Origin of the sequence: Pseudomonas sp. PDM31, assembly GCF_019218965.1 — a bacterium.
Classification (GTDB): Bacteria; Pseudomonadota; Gammaproteobacteria; order Pseudomonadales; family Pseudomonadaceae; genus Aquipseudomonas.
Window position 1 is genome coordinate 51,055 of record NZ_JAHUWS010000015.1, and the last position, 18,280, is coordinate 69,334.

General features: G+C 59.6%; 19 protein-coding genes and 2 pseudogenes. 5 read left to right on the forward strand and 16 right to left on the reverse strand.

The annotated features are described in order from the left end of the window. The first annotated feature begins 168 nt into the window (after positions 1-168). From KW839_RS24500 to KW839_RS24505, 3 genes and pseudogenes are all read left to right on the forward strand, one after another. A complete protein-coding gene (locus KW839_RS24500) occupies positions 169-402 on the forward strand; it encodes a PP0621 family protein (RefSeq protein ID WP_060543353.1) in 234 nt (77 codons plus the stop codon). Between the two features lie 11 nt (positions 403-413). Further along, positions 414-537: pseudogene (locus KW839_RS28185) on the forward strand (hypothetical protein); the annotation flags it as partial. Positions 538-644: 107 nt separating this feature from the next. Further along, positions 645-1,976: a sigma-54 dependent transcriptional regulator gene (locus tag KW839_RS24505; protein WP_218425724.1), complete on the forward strand. Its 1,332-nt coding sequence runs from the start codon at positions 645-647 to the stop codon at positions 1,974-1,976. An 83-nt stretch (positions 1,977-2,059) separates the two neighbouring features. On the opposite strand, the gene thiO is transcribed toward KW839_RS24505, so the two are convergent. From thiO to KW839_RS24540, 7 genes are read right to left on the reverse strand one after another with little or no spacing between them, the layout of a single operon-like run. Then, complete coding sequence (thiO, locus tag KW839_RS24510) at positions 2,060-3,160, reverse strand: glycine oxidase ThiO (RefSeq protein ID WP_218425725.1); 1,101 nt, start codon at positions 3,158-3,160, stop codon at positions 2,060-2,062. A 56-nt stretch (positions 3,161-3,216) separates the two neighbouring features. After that, positions 3,217-3,618, reverse strand: a complete 402-nt coding sequence (locus KW839_RS24515) for a type IV pilin protein (RefSeq protein ID WP_060543351.1) — start codon at positions 3,616-3,618, stop codon at positions 3,217-3,219. Positions 3,619-3,632: 14 nt separating this feature from the next. Further along, positions 3,633-4,004: a hypothetical protein gene (locus KW839_RS24520; RefSeq protein ID WP_256352824.1), complete on the reverse strand. Its 372-nt coding sequence runs from the start codon at positions 4,002-4,004 to the stop codon at positions 3,633-3,635. Positions 4,005-4,038: 34 nt separating this feature from the next. After that, positions 4,039-4,503: a PilX N-terminal domain-containing pilus assembly protein gene (locus tag KW839_RS24525; RefSeq protein ID WP_218425727.1), complete on the reverse strand. Its 465-nt coding sequence runs from the start codon at positions 4,501-4,503 to the stop codon at positions 4,039-4,041. A 10-nt stretch (positions 4,504-4,513) separates the two neighbouring features. Then, positions 4,514-5,221, reverse strand: a complete 708-nt coding sequence (locus tag KW839_RS24530; protein ID WP_218425728.1) for a prepilin-type N-terminal cleavage/methylation domain-containing protein — start codon at positions 5,219-5,221, stop codon at positions 4,514-4,516. After that, positions 5,218-5,667 (reverse strand): type IV pilus modification protein PilV, encoded by a 450-nt coding sequence (gene pilV, locus KW839_RS24535; RefSeq protein WP_218425729.1) that lies wholly within the window; start codon positions 5,665-5,667, stop codon positions 5,218-5,220. The genes KW839_RS24530 and pilV overlap by 4 nt, the downstream gene beginning before the upstream one ends. Beyond that, positions 5,664-6,137, reverse strand: a complete 474-nt coding sequence (locus KW839_RS24540; RefSeq protein WP_218425730.1) for a GspH/FimT family pseudopilin — start codon at positions 6,135-6,137, stop codon at positions 5,664-5,666. The genes pilV and KW839_RS24540 overlap by 4 nt, the downstream gene beginning before the upstream one ends. A 128-nt stretch (positions 6,138-6,265) precedes the next feature. On the opposite strand from KW839_RS24540, the pseudogene KW839_RS24545 reads away from it, so the two are divergent. Continuing rightward, a pseudogene (locus tag KW839_RS24545) lies at positions 6,266-6,824 on the forward strand (GspH/FimT family pseudopilin). On the opposite strand, the gene ispH reads toward KW839_RS24545, so the two are convergent. The 6 genes from ispH to murJ all read right to left on the reverse strand — a co-directional run bounded on the left by ispH (position 6,793) and on the right by murJ (position 14,382). Beyond that, positions 6,793-7,740 (reverse strand): 4-hydroxy-3-methylbut-2-enyl diphosphate reductase, encoded by a 948-nt coding sequence (gene ispH, locus KW839_RS24550; protein ID WP_060543344.1) that lies wholly within the window; start codon positions 7,738-7,740, stop codon positions 6,793-6,795. The pseudogene KW839_RS24545 and the gene ispH sit on opposite strands and share 32 nt — an antisense overlap. A gap of 240 nt (positions 7,741-7,980) precedes the next feature. Beyond that, entirely contained in the window at positions 7,981-8,418 is a 438-nt protein-coding gene (fkpB, locus tag KW839_RS24555; protein ID WP_177336994.1) for an FKBP-type peptidyl-prolyl cis-trans isomerase, read from the reverse strand. Positions 8,419-8,425: 7 nt separating this feature from the next. Next, the gene (lspA, locus tag KW839_RS24560; RefSeq protein ID WP_218425732.1) at positions 8,426-8,938 is read right to left on the reverse strand and encodes a signal peptidase II; all 513 of its coding nucleotides are present in this window, start codon (positions 8,936-8,938) and stop codon (positions 8,426-8,428) included. Beyond that, a complete protein-coding gene (gene ileS / locus KW839_RS24565; RefSeq protein WP_060543341.1) occupies positions 8,931-11,762 on the reverse strand; it encodes an isoleucine--tRNA ligase in 2,832 nt (943 codons plus the stop codon). Before ileS ends, lspA begins: the two co-directional genes overlap by 8 nt. Before the next feature lie 13 nt (positions 11,763-11,775). Further along, entirely contained in the window at positions 11,776-12,714 is a 939-nt protein-coding gene (gene ribF / locus KW839_RS24570; RefSeq protein WP_060543340.1) for a bifunctional riboflavin kinase/FAD synthetase, read from the reverse strand. A 129-nt stretch (positions 12,715-12,843) separates the two neighbouring features. Then, positions 12,844-14,382, reverse strand: a complete 1,539-nt coding sequence (gene murJ / locus KW839_RS24575) for a murein biosynthesis integral membrane protein MurJ (RefSeq protein ID WP_060543339.1) — start codon at positions 14,380-14,382, stop codon at positions 12,844-12,846. 388 nt (positions 14,383-14,770) lie between these two features. Between murJ and rpsT the strand changes: the two genes are divergently transcribed. Then, the gene (gene rpsT / locus KW839_RS24580) at positions 14,771-15,049 is read left to right on the forward strand and encodes a 30S ribosomal protein S20 (RefSeq protein WP_060543338.1); all 279 of its coding nucleotides are present in this window, start codon (positions 14,771-14,773) and stop codon (positions 15,047-15,049) included. 239 nt (positions 15,050-15,288) lie between these two features. On the opposite strand, the gene KW839_RS24585 is transcribed toward rpsT, so the two are convergent. The 3 genes from KW839_RS24585 to cgtA all read right to left on the reverse strand — a co-directional run bounded on the left by KW839_RS24585 (position 15,289) and on the right by cgtA (position 18,245). Further along, positions 15,289-15,753: a CreA family protein gene (locus KW839_RS24585; RefSeq protein WP_008022496.1), complete on the reverse strand. Its 465-nt coding sequence runs from the start codon at positions 15,751-15,753 to the stop codon at positions 15,289-15,291. 12 nt (positions 15,754-15,765) lie between these two features. Continuing rightward, positions 15,766-16,884, reverse strand: a complete 1,119-nt coding sequence (gene proB, locus KW839_RS24590; protein WP_060543337.1) for a glutamate 5-kinase — start codon at positions 16,882-16,884, stop codon at positions 15,766-15,768. A gap of 137 nt (positions 16,885-17,021) precedes the next feature. Beyond that, entirely contained in the window at positions 17,022-18,245 is a 1,224-nt protein-coding gene (gene cgtA / locus KW839_RS24595) for an Obg family GTPase CgtA (RefSeq protein WP_060543336.1), read from the reverse strand. Positions 18,246-18,280: the final 35 nt, after the last annotated feature.

Genomic DNA, 18,280 nt, shown 5'->3' on the forward strand with positions numbered 1-18,280 from the left:
CAGCAGGGGCAAGCCCCCTCGCCACAAAAGTTCACTCCCTCAAGTATTGCCCCTACCTGCTCGGCATTCCCCCCTGCCCCTCCCTTTTTATTTCAGCATCTTATTAGGCTGTGCGCCCGGCACGTCCTTGGCTAAACTGCCGCATCATCATTCAAAAAGCAGCTCACCATGCTTCGTTTATTGTTCTGGATCGCCCTGATTGCCGCTGCGGTATGGTTCTGGCGCAAGTTCAAGGGTCAGAATTCGGCCCCCAGGTCCCCGGCCGAGCGGGACGCGGCCCCCATGGTCCGTTGCGCCCATTGCGGAGTGCATCTGCCCCGGGATCGCGCATTGAGTCTCGAACAACAGTGGTACTGCAGCCAGGCGCATCTGGAACAGGGCCCTGGCTCCAGCAACCGCTGACCCCCACGACCATCAGTCACTGCGCACAGCTATTGCGCGAGGGGGAGGAACTGAAGGCGCAGATCGACGTCTGACGCAGATTATTCAAGACCACCTCAGCGCATGAATCGGGTAATCGAAGACATCCTGCAACTGCTCCATGAGCCTTGCGCAAGCAACCGGTCTCCCCCAACCTTCGAACCGCGCCAGGATGGCGCCTGTTTTCTCATCACCTTTGCCCACGGATGGAACCAAAGTTGAACATGAGCGCCCGACAAAAGGTTCTGGTCGTCGACGACGAGCCGGACATTCGCGAACTCCTGGAAATAACCCTGGGACGGATGAAACTCGAGACATTCAGCGCCCGCAACCTGACCGAGGCGCTGAGTCTTCTGAGACGGGTGAATTTCGACCTGTGCCTGACCGACATGCACCTGCCGGATGGCACCGGCCTTGCGCTGGTGCAACATATTCAGCAACGCCACCCACAATTACCGGTGGCCATGATCACCGCTTACGGCAGCCTCGATACCGCAATCAACGCACTCAAGGCCGGTGCTTTCGATTTCCTGACCAAACCGGTAGACCTCACTCGCCTGCGAGAACTCATCAGCGCTACTCTCTTGCTTCCCAATCCTCCCACAGCCATCAATCGGCGCCTGCTGGGCGACTCGGCGCCCATGCGCACTCTGCGCAAGCACATCGCCAAGCTGGCTCGCAGCCAGGCACCGGTGTACATCAGCGGCGAATCCGGTAGCGGCAAGGAGTTGGTGGCGCGCCTGATTCATGATCAAGGCCTGCGCGCCAAACAACCGTTCATTGCGATCAATTGCGGGGCCATTCCGGCGGATTTGATGGAAAGCGAGTTTTTCGGCCATCGCAAAGGCAGTTTCAGCGGCGCCATTGAGGACAAGCCCGGCCTGTTCCAGGCGGCTCATGGCGGCACCCTGCTTCTCGACGAGGTGGCCGACTTGCCGCTGGCGATGCAGGTCAAACTGCTGCGCGCCATTGCGGAAAAATCGGTGCGCAGCGTCGGCGGGCAACAGGAAACCGTGGTCGATGTACGCATCCTTTGCGCCACCCACAAAGACCTCGACGCCGAGGTCGCCGCCGGCCGCTTTCGACAGGATCTCTACTACCGCCTGAACGTGATTGAGCTGCGGGTCCCGCCTTTGCGCGAGCGCCGCGATGACATTGAAGCGCTGGCAAGCTGCATGCTCAAACGCCTGGCCACCACGACCGCGCAGCCCGCCGCCAGACTCCACCCGCAAGCCCTCGCCGCGCTGAAAAGCTATCGCTTTCCGGGCAATGTGCGGGAACTGGAAAACATGCTCGAACGGGCCCATACGCTGTGCGAGAACCAGCTGATAGAAGCCGGCGACTTGCGTCTCGCCGAAGGTAACTGCACAGCCGAGGGCGGCATCCCGGACCTGACGCAGATCGACAATCTGCAGACCTATCTGGAAAACGTCGAACGCCAACTCCTCCTCCAGGCACTGGAGGAGACCCGCTGGAACCGCACGGCGGCTGCGCAGCGATTGAGTGTGTCGTTTCGGTCGATGCGTTACAGGTTGAAGAAACTGGGACTGGATTGACCCCAAAAAAGATCACAGCCTGCGCCCCCTTACAGGAACTGCCGCAGGCTCGGGCCGCGTTCGGACAATCTTTTGATCCGGCTTCAGATCCGCCCGGCCGGCGCATACGCCGCCGGATCAATGATCGGCGCCCTGCCCAGCATCACGTCGGCAAACAATTGGCACGAGGCCGGTGCCAGCACCAGACCGTTGCGATAATGCCCGCAATTGAGCCAGAGCCCGTCAAACCCTGGCACCCTGCCGATGTAAGGAATGCCTTCTGGTGATCCTGGCCGCAACCCGGCCCAATGCCCGACCACTTCGGCGCCGGCCAGTGCCGGTATCAACTCCACCGCAGAAGCCTTGAGGCTTTCCAGGGCGGACTCGGTAGGCGTCTTGTCGAAGCCTTCATGCTCCAGGGTACTGCCGATCAGGATGTGTCCGTCGCGACGAGGGATCGCATAACGGCCCTTTGCCAGGACCATGCTGGGCAGGAAGTCCGCCGCACACTTGTAGAGAATCATCTGCCCCTTGACCGGCTCGACCGGCAATGAGAGATCGAGAGTTTTGAGCAAATCGCCGCTCCAGGCACCCGCGGTCAACACGACTTGATCACCGCGGATAACGCCTGCCGTTGTCTGCACGCCAACGACGGTATCGCCATCACGAATGAACCCGCTGACTTCGCACTGCTCATGAATCGTCACGTTGGGCAACGCGAGCAATGCCGCCTTGAGGGATTTCACCAGGCGCGGATTGCGCACGTTGGCCACATCGGCCATATGGATCGCCCGGGAAAAACCACTGCCCAGCACCGGCACGGCGTCATGCACCGCCGACAGATCCACGGTCCGCAATGGACGGTTTTCCCGAAGCGCCCAGGCCAGCGCCTCGGCCTCGTCGTTCAGATCCAGCCAGTACAGACCCGTGGTATGCACTTCGGGATCAACCCCGGTCGCGGCGAACAGCCGCTCACCCAGCTGTGGATAAAAGTCCTGGGACCAGTGCGCCAGTGCGGTGACCGCCGGGCTGTAGCGCCACGGGTAAAGCGGCGAGACGATGCCGCCACCGGCCCAGGAAGATTCCTGACCGACGTTCGAGCGGTCCAGCAGCACAACGCTCTGCACTTCGGACGCGAGATTGAATGCCGTGAGCAGACCGATCACCCCGCCGCCGACAATCACCACTTGCTGTTGCCTGGTCATATTCTGATCCAACCGTTAAGTAGACAGAGGGCGCAAATGGCGCCCGAAAAAGTAATTCAGCGCCCCCAGCAGTCCTTGGTGGTCAGGCCATCCTTTGCGTTGACCATGCCACGGACTCCCGTGTTGGCCAGGGTGAAATCACCGCACTTGTCTTCGGCCATGCCAGTGCCCGGCTTGCGCACGGCTGTGAGCAGGAACGTCTGGTCGGTCAACGTCTGGGTAATCGTGTAATAGTCGTTGCCGGCGCTGAGACCTGGGGTATCGGTGTAGACATTCTTGCTCGAGTAGTTGCGCTCGAGGATCTGCGCCTGTTCCGAAAGCAGGCCGGCTACTTCTGTCCGGCGGCCCTTGTTCAGGTACTCGGTGAAGCTCGGGGCGGCTATGGTCATGACAATCCCGATGATCGCAATCACGATCATGATTTCGATCAGGGTAAAACCGCGGTTGAATCTATGCATGCCTCAACTCTCACTTACTGTATTTGTCGCCACATGATGCGACGGCTGCCGCCGGAATCATCCCCCGATGGCGGAATATCGCCATCAGCCTCGTGTCCGACTGCTGGCATACCATCGTCGGTGTCGCTGCGGGGCGGATTATCGCCGATGTAGACCACCCCGCTGGAAATCGCGTCGATGTTATCGACAACCCCATCTCCATTGCTGTCGAGTATCTTACCGCTGATAGCAGCAGGCAGCTTCAGGCAGATGGGCGTCAGCAATGATTTGTCCCGATAGAAGCCGTACCAGTAACCACCCGCCAGGCAGCGATTGCGGTCCAGGGCGGGCTCTTCTGGCGGCGCAAGCGCATAGGCCGCAGGCGACAGGCATAGCCCCAGAACCATTGCGCACAATCCTGACAAGCCCCCGGCCCGGCGTTCAATACTTCGCATATATACTCTCTACCACGCTGCGCGAATTGCCCGCGATGCCCACCGCCGTGACGCGGTACAAGGTTGCCGGGGTGTTGATCGGCACATTCACCGCAGTCCGGGTGGCACCCAGGTTTTGCACTGCGTAAAAGCCTGTTCCGGTAGCGACCCAGGTCACCCCCGAGCCAGGATTGTGGCCGCCAGCGGTGATAGTCGCCGACTCCGCGGGCGGCGCGCAGTGACTGGCGCCACTGCAAACAGGTAACGAATAGCTGTCCCGTTGCACCGTACTTTCGCCTACCCGCAATGCCGCTTCAGCGCCCTGAAATGAATGGTTGCGCAGAGCCACGCTGCCGGCCATTTTTTCCTGCAGGGTAGCGTTCTGCATGGATGAGATACCGATAAGCGTCAACATCAGCAGAAATACCAGGCTGACCAGAAGGGCCATGCCCCGCTGGGGATTCCTTGTCATGCATCTCCCCTCATGGCAACCGGTTGCGCAACGCGGCAACCACGTTGAAGGTTTGGCTGCTCACCCGTTGGTTCGGATCGAAAAGCGTCAGCGCAAGGCGAACGCTGCGTATTCGCGCGGGATCCGACGGATTTTCGCTGTAACTGGATGCGGCCAGGTCGGTATTGGAACTGGCAACACCGAAGCTCACGCTCAAAGCACTGACGTTGTTCACCAATACCTGCGGCGATTCCGTCCCGATACCCATCATCAATTGATTGTTGCTGAAACTGTAAACCAGCCGCCGGACCGGAAACGCCAGCTGTCCCGATCCAGGTGCCCGCGCGTTACTGTAGGCCGTCGCACTGTTCAAACAGTCGGATATAACGGTCCAGGTCGGCTTCCCGCCCTGGTTGCCAACATCCGCGGTCACCAGGGTCAGCGTCTGGCTGGCGTTATCCCACCTGATCGGCGTCGCCTGGCTGGCCTTGAAGTCACCTTTCTCGCTAGCATCGGTAATCGCCCCCAGGCAGCCAAACATGCCGACCATGCGGATCTCCTGAATCATTTTGCTCAGCACAAAACGCGCGTCTTCCTGCATCTCGGCGGCAGCGTTCTGGCTGAGATAAGTGTTTTTGGCCGCAATAAACACCTGCACAACGCCCAGCACCACGACCAGGCTCAGTGCCAGGGCAATCAGCAACTCGATGAGGCCGAAGCCTTGGTTGTGACGGTTCATGGCGCCGCCACCGGGTCAACGGCAGTGCGGCTGGACAAGACATAACTGCGTCGCGAATCGGCCGCATTGGCTGCCCGCCAGTCGTCCCACTCAATGGTGATGGTGTACACCCGCTGGCTGAGGGTGATGCTGCCCGTGGCACTGGGGCCGCCGAAATTCACGATATTGGAATTGAAGTCGTACAGATCCTGGTCCCGGGCCACACCCGGATTGCCCGAGCTGGGTGGATTAACCGTGTAGTCAGCGGTGGAGTTGGCACGAATGCGGTCCAGCATGTCGTAGGCGATAAAACTGGCCTGGCTGGTCATGCGCGAGCTGTCGGTGTATTTCAACGCATTGAGCTGAAACGCTGCCGCACCCAGCAACCCGACTCCCAGGATCACCAACGCAACCAGTACTTCAATCAGCGTCATTCCTTCCTGTGTACGCTTGCTCCATGCTTTCATCCGCAACTTCCAGCCAATTCGATTCGTCCGTTCAAACACACACTCAGCATCCTGCTTTGTGTCCCCAATACATAGCTGATCACCACCGCCCTGGACGATGAAGACAGCCCGCCCAGATTGTTGAAATCGATCTCGGTCACTCCTGAGGTTAGCGTCACCGTTGCACCGCTGCTCATCACCGGAACAACCCGCAACACATTGACCAAGGTGCCGCTAGCTTCATAAATCGTCAGCTCGCCGCTCCAGACGCCGCGACTGAACGTCGGGCGAACCCGCGTCGTGGTGCCGCGATTGATCGCCTCGATACGGGCGAAATTCAGGCCTCGTTGCAGATCGCCGATTTCGGTATCCGCTCGGGCGATCTGCGCTGATCGACTGAACGCCGGGGCTGCCAGGGTGATCATGATCGACAGGATCGCGAGCGCGATCAGCAACTCGATCAGTGTGAAACCCTTTGTACGAAGATCCATCGTTGCCCTCGGTTACCGTCGGCTATACCTGCAGTTGCTCGCCAAAATAATGGGCGGGTGGAAGTCGGGTTTTCTCATTGCTTGCGCAAGGATCGCGCAGGCCAAGGCACGCCAGGGAGGCAGATGTCATGCATCAACGAGGATTCAGCCTGATCGAACTGCTCATGGGACTGACAATTGGCGGAATTGTTCTGCTTCTGGTCAGCCCGGCATACGCCACCCTCACGGCGTCGAGCTACCGGGAACAGGCTGCGCAGTCCCTGTTCAGTGGCATACGCACCGCCAGAACCGAAGCGGTTGTGCGCAACCAGGCAGTGGTGATTCACGCTATCAACGACGACTGGGGCCAGGGTTGGCGGATGATTCTGGATATTAGCGGCAAGGGGCATACGGACCGCGACAATCCGCTGCTGAGCGAACGCCAGAGTGCGGCACAAGTCCCCATTGCCGGCAACAGGCCGGTCAAAAGTTACGTACGGTTCAACGGGGCGGGCGTGCCGCGGTTTACCGGCGGCGGTTTTCAAGCGGGGACTTTGCATATTTGCGCTGCACGCGAACCGCTGAGTCAGTATCAGGTAGTACTGGCCCCAAGCGGCCGCGTCAGCCTGCGCAACGACAAGGCAGAACAGCCGTTATGCGCGGGAGGGACAAAGCCTTAGAGCAGCGTACGAACGCGTAACTCTTTAGGCATGGAAAAGGTGATGTTCTCCTCGCGCCCAGCCAGTTCGTCGGCACCGGTAGCGCCCCAGGCCTGCAACTGCTGGATCACCCCGCGCACCAGAACCTCCGGCGCTGATGCGCCAGCGGTGATGCCGATGCGCTCGACTCCGTCGAACCAGCTCTGCTGCAGGTCCTCCGCACCGTCGATCAGGTAGGCAGGCGTAGCCATGCGTTCGGCCAGTTCGCGCAGGCGATTGGAGTTGGAACTGTTCGGGCTGCCGACCACCAACACCACATCACACTCGTCCGCCAGTTGCTTGACCGCGTCCTGACGGTTCTGCGTGGCGTAGCAAATGTCGTCCTTGCGCGGACCACCAATGGCCGGGAAACGCGTACGCAGTGCGTCAATGACGCGGCTGGTATCGTCCATGGACAAGGTGGTCTGGGTCACGAATGCAAGTTTCTCCGGGTTGTTTACCTGCAGGTTGGCGACATCCTTCTCGTCTTCGACCAGATAGATTGCACCACCATTGCTGGCGTCATACTGCCCCATGGTGCCTTCGACTTCCGGGTGACCGGCGTGGCCGATCAGAATGCATTCACGGCCGTCACGGCTGTAGCGCGCAACCTCGATATGCACCTTGGTCACCAGCGGACACGTTGCGTCGAACACCTTCAGGCCACGGCCGGCTGCTTCGCTGCGCACCGCCTGGGAAACACCGTGGGCACTGAAGATCACGATGACGTCGTCCGGCACCTGATCCAGCTCCTCGACGAAGATCGCGCCACGGGAGCGCAGGTCTTCTACGACGAACTTGTTATGGACCACTTCGTGACGCACATAGATCGGCGGTCCGAAGACCTCCAGGGCGCGGTTGACGATTTCGATCGCACGGTCCACACCGGCGCAGAAGCCACGGGGGTTGGCGAGTTTGATTTGCATGCTGTGCCTCGTGTCTTGCGCGCGAAAAAAATAAAAACCACTGTGGGAGCGAGCTTGTCGTGGCGAGGGGGCTTGTCGGAATGCCGCACCACCTCGCTCGATTGCGCAGCAATCGTAAACCGAGTACTAAATTTTCACTCGATACTGTGGCACCCGGTATTTAGGGGCGCTTCGCACCCCAGCGGGGGCAAGCCCCCTCGCCACACAAGCCCGCTCCCACATTTGACCGTATTCGAACAGTTACAGCGCTTTGACGGAGATGATTTCCACGTCAAAGGTCAGTGTTTTGCCCGAAAGCGGATGGTTGAAGTCGACAGTCACTTGCGCGTCATCGAACTCTTTTACCACGCCCGGCAATTCAGTATTGGCCGCATCGTTGAAGATCACCAGCAGGCCTGGCGACAATTCCATGTCCTGGAACTGCGAACGTGGAATGATCTGTACGTTTTGCGGGTTAGGCTGGCCGAAGGCGTTCTCCGGCTCGATGTTCAGCGTGCGCTTGTCACCGGCCTTGAAACCGAACAGCGCCACTTCGAAACCTGGCAACAGGCTGCCATCGCCGACCTTGAAGGTCGCCGGGGCTTTGTCGAAGGTGCTGTCCACCGTGTCGCCGTTTTCCAGGCGCAATGCGAAATGCAAGGTGACTTCCGTGTTCTGGCCAATACGTTGTTCAGCCAATACCTGTTCAGTCATGAACGGTTTCTCCGGTCTTTTTACTTTTGAACATATCCAGTGCCAGCATGACGGCACCTACAGTGATTGCACTGTCGGCAAAGTTGAACGCGGGGAAATACCAGCGATTCTGCCAATGCACCAGAATGAAATCGATCACATGGCCCAAGGCAATGCGGTCATACAGATTGCCCAGCGCGCCACCCAGCACCAGTGCCAGCGCTACCGCCAGCCAGGTCTCGTTGCGCCCCAGACGCTTGAGCCATACCACCAGCACTGCGCTCACGCCTATGGCGATCAGTGCAAACAGCCAGCGTTGCCAGCCGGAGCTGTCGGCCAGGAAGCTGAATGCTGCGCCGGTGTTGTAGGCCAGGGTCCAGCTGAAGTAATCAGGGATGATCACGATCTGCTGGAACATTTCGAGCCTGTCTTCGAAGTAGAACTTGCTGGCCTGGTCGATGACCAGTACCAGCAAACTCAACCAGAGCCAGCTCAACCGTCCAAAACGGCCAACGGCATTAGGCATAGTGACGAACCTCGCCGGCGCCGCTGATGTTGTCGACGCAACGGCCGCAGATTTCCGGATGCTCCGGATTCACGCCGACGTCTTCACGGCAGTGCCAGCAACGGGCGCACTTGGCGAAGGCCGATTTGACGATCTGCAGCTTGAGGCCGCTGACTTCGGTGGCCACCGCTTCGGCCGGCGCTTGCACCAATGGCGCAACGCTGGCGGTCGAGGTGATCAGAACGAAGCGCAACTCGTTGCTCAGCTTGGCCAGGTCGGCGCTCAGATCGTCTTCGGCGAACAGCGTCACTTCGGCTTGCAGGTTGCCACCGACGGCCTTGGCCGCGCGCTGGATTTCCATTTCTTTGTTGACTGCAACCTTCACTTCCATGATCCGGTCCCAGTAGGCGCGACCCAGCTCGAAACCTTCCGGCAGCTCGGTCAGGCCTTCGTACCAGGTGTTGAGCATGACCGACTCGTTACGCTCGCCCGGCAGGTACTGCCACAGCTCGTCGGCGGTGAACGCCAGGATCGGCGCGATCCAGCGCACCAGCGCTTCGCTGATGTGGAACAGCGCGGTCTGGCACGAACGACGGGCCTTGCTGTCGGCGCCGGTGGTGTACTGGCGATCCTTGATGATATCCAGGTAGAAACCACCCAGCTCCTGCACGCAGAAGTTGTGGATCTTCGAGTAGACGTTCCAGAAACGGTATTCGCCGTAGTGCTCCTGCAACTCGCGTTGTAGCAACAGGGTGCGATCCACCGCCCAACGGTCCAGCGCGAGCATTTCTTCAGCTGGCAGCAGGTCGGTGGCCGGGTTGAAACCGGTCAGGTTGGAAAGCAGGAAACGCGCGGTATTACGGATACGCCGGTAGGCGTCCGCACTGCGTTGCAGGATCTGCTCGGAAACCGCAATCTCACCTGAATAGTCGGTGGAAGCGACCCACAGGCGCATGATGTCGGCGCCCAGAGTGTCGTTGACTTTCTGCGGTGCGATCACGTTGCCCAGGGATTTGGACATCTTGCGGCCGGACTCGTCGACGGTAAAACCGTGGGTCAGCAGCTCGCGATACGGCGCGTGGTTGTCGATGGCGCAACCGGTCAGCAATGACGAATGGAACCAGCCACGGTGCTGGTCCGAACCTTCCAGGTACAGGTCGGCGCGTGGACCGCTTTCGTGGCCCATCGGGTGCGAACCGCGCAGGACGTGCCAGTGGGTGGTACCCGAGTCGAACCAGACGTCAAGGGTATCGCTGATCTTGTCGTACTGTGGCGCTTCATCGCCCAGCAGCTCGGTGGCGTCCAGCTTGAACCAGGCCTCGATGCCTTCGACTTCGACACGCTTGGCAACTTCTTCCATCAACTCGACGGTACGTGGGTGCAGCTCGCCGCTTTCCTTGTTCAGGAAGAACGGGATCGGCACACCCCAGTTGCGCTGACGGGAGATACACCAGTCAGGACGGTTGGCAATCATCGAGTGCAGGCGCGCCTGGCCCCAGGCCGGAACGAACTGGGTCTCTTCGATGGCCTTGAGCGAGCGTTGACGCAGGGTATCGCCCGTGGTCGGCTGCTTGTCCATGCCGATGAACCACTGCGCGGTGGCGCGGTAGATCAGCGGGGTCTTGTGGCGCCAGCAGTGCATGTAGCTGTGTTCGATGATAGTGGTGTGCAGCAGCGCACCCACTTCAGTCAGCTTGTCGACGATGGCCGGGTTGGCCTTCCAGATGAACTGGCCGCCGAAGAACTCCAGCGAGGTCGCGTACACGCCGTTGCTTTGTACCGGATTGAGGATGTCATCGTTGACCATGCCGTATTTCTTGCAGGTCACGAAGTCGTCCACGCCGTAGGCCGGAGCGGAGTGAACCACGCCAGTGCCTGCGCCCAGTTCAACGTAATCGGCCAGGTAAACTGGCGACAGACGGTCGTAGAACGGGTGACGGAAATTGATCAGTTCCAGGTCCGAACCGGTAGCGGTAGCGATCACCGAGCCTTCCAGCGAATAACGCGCCAGGCACGACTCGACCAGCTCTTCGGCCAGCACCAGCAGTTTGTCGCCAACGTCGACCAGGGCGTAGTTGAACTCCGGGTGAACGTTCAGCGCCTGGTTGGCCGGGATGGTCCACGGGGTGGTGGTCCAGATCACGATCGAAGCAGGCTTGCCCAGGGTCGGCAGACCAAAGGCGGCAGCCAGTTTGGCTTCGTCGGCAATCGGGAACGCCACGTCGATGGTCGAGGACTTCTTGTTCTCGTACTCGACTTCCGCTTCAGCCAGGGCCGAACCGCAGTCAAAGCACCAGTTCACCGGCTTGAGGCCCTTGAACACGAAACCGCCCTTGACGATCTCGGCCAGGGCACGGATTTCACCGGCCTCGTTCTTGAAGTCCATGGTCTTGTACGGGTTGGCGAAGTCACCCAGCACGCCCAGACGGATGAATTCGGATTTCTGCCCTTCGATCTGCTCGGTGGCGTACGCCCGGCACAGCTCGCGGGTCTTGTCCGCGCCCAGGTTCTTGCCGTGGGTCACTTCGACTTTGTGCTCGATCGGTAGACCGTGGCAGTCCCAGCCCGGAACATACGGCGCGTCGAAGCCCGACAGGGTCTTCGAGCGGATGATCATGTCCTTGAGAATCTTGTTCAGTGCGTGACCGATGTGGATCGTGCCGTTGGCGTACGGAGGGCCGTCGTGCAGGACGAACTTCGGACGATCCTTGCCAATCTCGCGCAACTTTCCGTACAGGCCAATACTGTCCCAGCGCTGCAGAATCTGCGGTTCGCGCTGTGGCAGGCCGGCCTTCATTGGGAAGGCGGTGTCCGGAAGGTTTAGCGTGGCTTTATAGTCGGTCATTTAAGGCTCTTCATTAGCGATGGGCGCTAGGTGCGGCTAGTGCACGGGCGGCGGCGACATCCGCGTTGATCGCCGTTTTCAGCGCCTCCAGAGAGGCGAAACGCTGCTCTTCACGCAGCTTGTGGTGGAAAACCACCGTTAAACGCCGGTCGTACAGATCGCCGGCAAAATCTAAAAGATGCACTTCGAGGTGGGCTTTGCCATCACCTTGGACCGTGGGCCGCACGCCAATATTGGCGACGCCGGGCCAGGTCCTGCCGTCGATCTCGACGTCGACCAGGTACACCCCGGTGAACGGCACGCGACGGCGCTTGAGTTGTATGTTGGCGGTGGGCGTACCCAACTGCCGTGCGAGCTTCTGCCCATGCAACACCCGCCCGGCGATCCGGTACGGCCGCCCCAGCAGGCGTTCGGCCAGGGCGAAATCAGCGGCGGCCAGGGCATTGCGGACCTGGGTGCTGCTGACGCGAATACCGTCGAGCTCGACGGTTTGCGCCGCTTCGACGGTAAACCCCTGAAGTACGCCGGCCTGTTGCAGGAAATCGAAATCCCCCACGCGATCACAGCCGAAACGGAAGTCGTCACCGACCTCCAGGTGCTGCACACCGAGGCCATCAACCAGGATGGTGTCGACGAATTCGCTGGCGCTGAGTTTGCTCAGGCGCTGGTTGAACGCCAGGCACAGCACACGGTCGACACCTTCGCCAGCCAACAGCTGCAGCTTGTCCCGCAAGCGAGCCAGACGGGCAGGCGCAGTATCCGGGGCAAAAAACTCGCGCGGTTGCGGTTCGAAAATCACCACGCAACTGGGCACGCCCAACTCGAGCGCACGCTCACGCAGCCGCGCCAGGATAGCCTGGTGGCCACGGTGTACACCGTCAAAGTTGCCAATAGTGGCGACACAGCCCCGATGCTGGGGGCGCAGATTGTGGAGGCCTCGAACCAGCTGCATAACGCGCTTCTTGCTCATAAAGTGGTCGATTATAACCACACCCGGCGGCCGACGACAGGCAACACCGTAACCCAAAGTGATCGAGCCGACAAAACCGCCGGCCCGCCCATGTTTATCGAAGCCTGAACCTCAGCTCAACGCCTTGCGATTGAAGTCGCGCAGACGGAAGCCCATCAACACTAACATGCCGAAATAACTCACCACACCCGCAGCCACCAACGCTCCCAGACGCAGGAACCGCTCAAGCATATGCCCTTGGTCCCAAGCCGGCATGAAATGCATCGCGCCGAGCAGGACCGCTGACATTACCGCCACCGCAACCAGCAGCTTGAGGCCGAACTTCGCCCAGCCCGGTTGCGGCTGGTACATCTGCTGCTTGCGCAGCTGGTAGAACAGCAGCCCCGCGTTAAGGCAGGCACCGGCACTGATCGCTAGCGCAAGGCCAGCATGGGCCAGCGGGCCGATCAGCATCAGGTTGAACAGCTGGGTGACGACCAGGGTAAAGATCGCAATTTTTACCGGCGTACGGATGTTTTGTTGCGCATAAAAGCCTGGGGCCAGCACCTTGATCACAATAATCCCGAGCAAACCGACGGAATAAGCGATCAACGCACGCTGGGTCATGGAGGCATCAAAGGCATTGAACTGGCCGTACTGGAACAGCGAAACGGTCAGCGGCTCCGCGAGAATCCCCAGGGCCAGCGAGCATGGCAGTACCAATACAAAGCACAGGCGCAAGCCCCAGTCGAGGATGCGCGAGTATTCATGGCGGTCCTTGCTGGCGTAGGTCTTGGCCAGGGTTGGCAGCAGAATCGTACCCAACGCCACGCCCAACACACCGGATGGCAATTCCATCAAGCGGTCGGCGTAATACATCCAGGACACGGAGCCGGCGACCAGAAACGAAGCAAAAATCGTGTTGATGATCAGTGAAATCTGGCTCACCGATACCCCGAGAATCGCCGGCAACATCTGTTTCATTACCCGCCAGACCCCGGTATCGCGCAGGTTCAGGCGCGGCAATACCAGCATGCCGATCTTTTTCAGGTGCGGCAGCTGATAAAGCAATTGCGCCAGACCACCCACCAACACCGCCCAGCCGAGCGCCATTACCGGTGGATCGAAGTAAGGCGTCAGGAACAGTGCAAAGATGATCATGCTGACGTTGAGCAAGGTTGGCACGAACGCCGGCACAGAAAAGCGGTTCCAGGTGTTGAGGATCGCGCCGGCCAGCGAAGACAGGGAAATCAGCAAGATATAGGGGAAGGTCACCCGCAGCAGACTGGTGGTCAGTTCGAATTTTTCCGGTGTGTCGGTGAATCCCGGCGCTGTGACCCAGATGACCCAGGGTGCGGCGATCATGCCCAGCGCCGTGACCAGCGCCAGCACCAGTGTCAGCAGGCCCGAGACGTAGGCAATGAAGGTTCGCGTGGCCTCATCGCCCTGCTGGCTTTTGTATTCGGCCAGAATCGGCACAAATGCCTGGGAAAATGCCCCTTCAGCGAAGATTCGCCTCAGCAGATTGGGCAATTTGAAGGCGATAAAGAAGGCGTCGGTCGCCATTCCCGCGCCAAATGTGCGCGCAATGAGGGTGTCACGAACAAACCCCAAAATCCGGGAAAGCATCGTGATAGAGCTGACGGCGGCCAACGATTTGAGCAGATTCATTGAAAGAGTTTGTGCCTGTCGATAAACAGCAGGCGAACTGGGCGCCTACTTATGCGATACTCCGCGCCGCAACAGCACAGAGCCAAAGCTCGCGAGTTTACAGGTCGCACGCCGGAAAGAAATATCCATGGCCACCGACCCCATGAAAACGTCACGAGCGAAGGCAAGACAAGGCGAAAACAGGCGAGAAAGCGGAGTTGACCGCGGTCAATGAGCATTCCGAGCCTGTTTTCAACGCAGTATTGTCGAGCGCAGTAGTTTTCATGGGGTCGGGACCTACCACTTAGCGGAACGTCTCCTCCGCCCTTGACAAGACCTCAACTCATCGGCATGATTCGCGGCCTATTTTGTTTGCTATTTCCTAAAAAGTCTTTCGAGGAGCTCGACGGTGGCCAACTCACCTTCCGCCAAAAAACGTGCAAAACAGGCTGAGAAGCGTCGCAGCCACAACGCCAGCCTGCGTTCCATGGTTCGTACCTACATCAAGAATGTAGTTAAGGCCATCGACGCAAAAGACGCTGAAAAAGCTCAAGCTGCTTACGTTCTGGCTGTGCCAGTTATCGACCGTATGGCCGATAAAGGCATCATCCACAAGAACAAGGCTGCTCGTCATAAGAGCCGTCTGAATGGCCACGTTAAGGCCTTGAGCGTTGCCGCTGCTGCCTAAGCGACGCGCTCATTAAAAAACCGACCTCAGGGTCGGTTTTTTATTGCCTGCGATTAAGGAGCCAGCCACAAAAACCCTGCATTCAGGCTTTTGTGGCGAGGGGGCTTGCCCCCGCTGGACTACGGAGTAGGCCTACTTTGGGGCTGTCTTGGGGCTGCTTCGCAACCCAACGGGGGCAAGCCCCCTCGCCACACAAGCCCCCTCATAACACAGCAGCTCACAATTCAACTTTCGCGAATCTATTGAGCGTGCGCCCACGGCAAAATCGGAATCGCCGTCACCGCATTCTGTGGACTGCCCTCGATCAAACGATCGCTGTACACCAGATACACCAGTGTATTGCGCTTCTTGTCGAGGAATCGCACCACCTGCATGGTCTTGAAGACCAGCGACGTGCGCTCCTTGAACACCTCGTCACCATCCTTCAACTCCCCCTTGAAGCTGATCGGCCCTACCTGGCGACACGCAATGGACGCCTCGGCACGATCCTCGGCCAGCCCAAGCCCACCCTTCACGCCACCGGTCTTGGCGCGCGACAGGTAGCAAGTCACACCGTCCACCTTGGGGTCATCAAACGCCTCGACGACGATCCGGTCATTCGGCCCGACGAACTTGAACACCGTCGACACCTGACCAATCTCTTCAGCGGAGGCCAGCAGAGGCATCGCCAACAGCAAGCCCAACAATCCTTTTGCCACGCGCATTCAATATTCCTTTCAGACCAGAATCAGGTTATCGCGATGAATCAGCTCGGGCTCCGCCATATAGCCCAGCAGGCCGACTATCGCCTCAGACGACTGACCGATGATTTTTTGCGCTTCCAGCGCGCTGTAGTTAGCCAGCCCACGGGCAATTTCCCGACCGTCCGGCGCAACACACACCACCATTTCACCTCGGCGGAAACTGCCCTGGACCAGCTTGACCCCGACCGGCAACAAACTCTTGTTACCTTGGGACAATGCCGTCACCGCACCCGCATCCAGCACCAGGGTGCCACGGGTCTGCAGATGCCCAGCCAGCCATTGCTTGCGCGCAGCCAGCATGCCGCGCTCCGGCGACAGCAGGGTGCCGATGCGCTCGCCCGCCTTGAGGCGATCCAGCACGCGCTCAAGGCGCCCACCCACAATGATCGTATGCGCACCGGAACGGGCTGCCAGACGTGCAGCACGCAACTTGGTCTGCATACCGCCACGCCCCAGCGCACCACCCGTACCACCCGCCACCGCATCAAGCGCCGGATCATCGGCACGCGCTTCGTAAATCAGCTGGGCATCCGGGTTATTGCGCGGATCAGCATCGAACATGCCATCACGATCCGTGAGGATCACCAGCAAGTCAGCCTCGACCAGGTTGGCAACCAGCGCCGCAAGCGTATCGTTGTCGCCGAAACGGATTTCATCGGTGACCACAGTGTCATTCTCGTTGATCACCGGAATCACTTTCAGCTCAACCAGCGCGCGCAAGGTGCTGCGAGCGTTCAGGTAGCGCTTGCGGTCGGACAGGTCATCGTGGGTCAGGAGAATCTGCGCAGTGTGCCGACCATGCTCGGCAAAGCTCGATTCCCAGGCCTGCACCAAGCCCATCTGACCAATAGCTGCAGCGGCCTGAAGCTCGTGCATCGCACTGGGTCGAGCGGTCCAGCCCAGACGGCTCATGCCGGCCGCCACCGCCCCGGAGGACACAAGCACCAGCTCGACACCCGCCTCATGCAAGGCCACCATCTGTTCAACCCAGACACCCATTGCCGCGCGATCCAGACCCTTGCCGTCCGCCGTCAGCAAAGCGCTGCCGATCTTCACGACCCAACGCTGCGCACCTGTCACCTTGCTCCGCATCATCTTCAACCTTAGCTTGAGGGCGGCGCGACCTGGCACCGCCCGTGACGTTATTCGTGGTTATTCGTGACCAACAATCGATTTCCAGATACTAAAACGCCGCTCGATTGAGCGGCGCTTCAGTTTATCGCAACGAATCAGTCACGCACGTAAATGATTTCCGGACCGTCTTCGTCATCCACATCTTCTTCGTCCCAATCATCGTCACCGATGTCATGGACCGACTTCACGCCACTGCGACGCAGGGCACGCTTGTCATCCAGCGCCTGCAGTTGCGCGCGAGCTTCGTCTTCGATGCGCTGATCGAGATCGGCCAGCTCTTCCTTGTAAGCCGGGTCAGCGGCCAGACGATCAGCACGATCTTCCATGTAACGCATGATGTCGTGACACAGACGCTCGGTACCGAGCTTGGAGATGGCCGAAATCACATAGACCGGACCTGTCCACTCCAGGCGATCGACGATCTCCTTGACGCGAGCTTCGTGCTCTTCTTCAAGGATCTGATCGCACTTGTTCAGGACCAGCCAGCGATCACGCTCCGCCAGGGACGGGCTGAACTTGATCAGCTCATTGACGATCACTTCAGCGGCATCCGGTGCGCTGGCATCATCCAGCGGCGCCATGTCCACGAGGTGTAGCAGCAGACGGGTACGCGCCAAGTGCTTGAGGAAGCGAATGCCCAGACCAGCGCCATCGGAGGCACCCTCGATCAGACCTGGAATGTCCGCAACCACGAAGCTTTTCCAGCGATCGACACTGACCACACCCAGGTTTGGCACCAGAGTAGTGAACGGATAGTCGGCAACTTTCGGCTTGGCGGCCGATACGGAGCGGATAAAGGTACTTTTGCCAGCGTTCGGCAAACCCAGCAGGCCCACATCCGCCAACACCTTCATTTCCAGCTTGAGGTCACGCTGCTCGCCCGGCTTGCCCGGCGTGGTCTGGCGTGGCGCACGGTTGGTACTGGATTTGAAACGGGTGTTGCCCAGACCGTGCCAGCCGCCCTGCACTACCATCAACTTCTGACCGGCCTTGGTCAGGTCGCCGATAACTTCCTGAGTCGCGGAGTCGATCACCGTGGTGCCGACCGGAACGCGCAGGATCAGGTCTTCACCCTTCTTGCCGGTGCAGTCAGTGCTGCCGCCGTTGGAGCCACGCTCGGCATCGAAGTGCCGGGTGTAACGGTAGTCCACCAGGGTGTTGAGGTTTTCGTCGGCCATCATGTAGATGGAACCGCCGTCACCGCCATCGCCGCCGTTCGGGCCACCGTTCTCGATAAACTTTTCCCGACGGAAACTCATGGCGCCATTGCCACCGTCGCCAGCCTTTACTCGAATCGATACTTCATCAACAAACTTCATAACAAACGCCTCTCGCCATACGGACGAGCCGAAAA

Excerpts from the sequence above, each read along its gene's own strand:
- cgtA (WP_060543336.1), bottom strand. The coding sequence starts at position 18,245 with ATGAAGTTTGTTGATGAAGTATCGATTCGAGTAAAGGCTGGCGACGGT.
- KW839_RS24500 (WP_060543353.1), top strand. The coding sequence starts at position 169 with ATGCTTCGTTTATTGTTCTGGATCGCCCTGATTGCCGCTGCGGTATGG.
- KW839_RS24585 (WP_008022496.1), bottom strand. The coding sequence starts at position 15,753 with ATGCGCGTGGCAAAAGGATTGTTGGGCTTGCTGTTGGCGATGCCTCTG.
- KW839_RS24520 (WP_256352824.1), bottom strand. The coding sequence starts at position 4,004 with ATGGTTCTGGGGCTATGCCTGTCGCCTGCGGCCTATGCGCTTGCGCCG.
- KW839_RS24525 (WP_218425727.1), bottom strand. The coding sequence starts at position 4,503 with ATGACAAGGAATCCCCAGCGGGGCATGGCCCTTCTGGTCAGCCTGGTA.
- KW839_RS24530 (WP_218425728.1), bottom strand. The coding sequence starts at position 5,221 with ATGAACCGTCACAACCAAGGCTTCGGCCTCATCGAGTTGCTGATTGCC.
- ispH (WP_060543344.1), bottom strand. The coding sequence starts at position 7,740 with ATGCAAATCAAACTCGCCAACCCCCGTGGCTTCTGCGCCGGTGTGGAC.
- thiO (WP_218425725.1), bottom strand. The coding sequence starts at position 3,160 with ATGACCAGGCAACAGCAAGTGGTGATTGTCGGCGGCGGGGTGATCGGT.
- murJ (WP_060543339.1), bottom strand. The coding sequence starts at position 14,382 with ATGAATCTGCTCAAATCGTTGGCCGCCGTCAGCTCTATCACGATGCTT.
- ileS (WP_060543341.1), bottom strand. The coding sequence starts at position 11,762 with ATGACCGACTATAAAGCCACGCTAAACCTTCCGGACACCGCCTTCCCA.
- pilV (WP_218425729.1), bottom strand. The coding sequence starts at position 5,667 with ATGAAAGCATGGAGCAAGCGTACACAGGAAGGAATGACGCTGATTGAA.
- lspA (WP_218425732.1), bottom strand. The coding sequence starts at position 8,938 with ATGCCTAATGCCGTTGGCCGTTTTGGACGGTTGAGCTGGCTCTGGTTG.
- KW839_RS24505 (WP_218425724.1), top strand. The coding sequence starts at position 645 with ATGAGCGCCCGACAAAAGGTTCTGGTCGTCGACGACGAGCCGGACATT.
- ribF (WP_060543340.1), bottom strand. The coding sequence starts at position 12,714 with ATGCAGCTGGTTCGAGGCCTCCACAATCTGCGCCCCCAGCATCGGGGC.
- KW839_RS24515 (WP_060543351.1), bottom strand. The coding sequence starts at position 3,618 with ATGCATAGATTCAACCGCGGTTTTACCCTGATCGAAATCATGATCGTG.
- KW839_RS24540 (WP_218425730.1), bottom strand. The coding sequence starts at position 6,137 with ATGGATCTTCGTACAAAGGGTTTCACACTGATCGAGTTGCTGATCGCG.
- proB (WP_060543337.1), bottom strand. The coding sequence starts at position 16,884 with ATGCGGAGCAAGGTGACAGGTGCGCAGCGTTGGGTCGTGAAGATCGGC.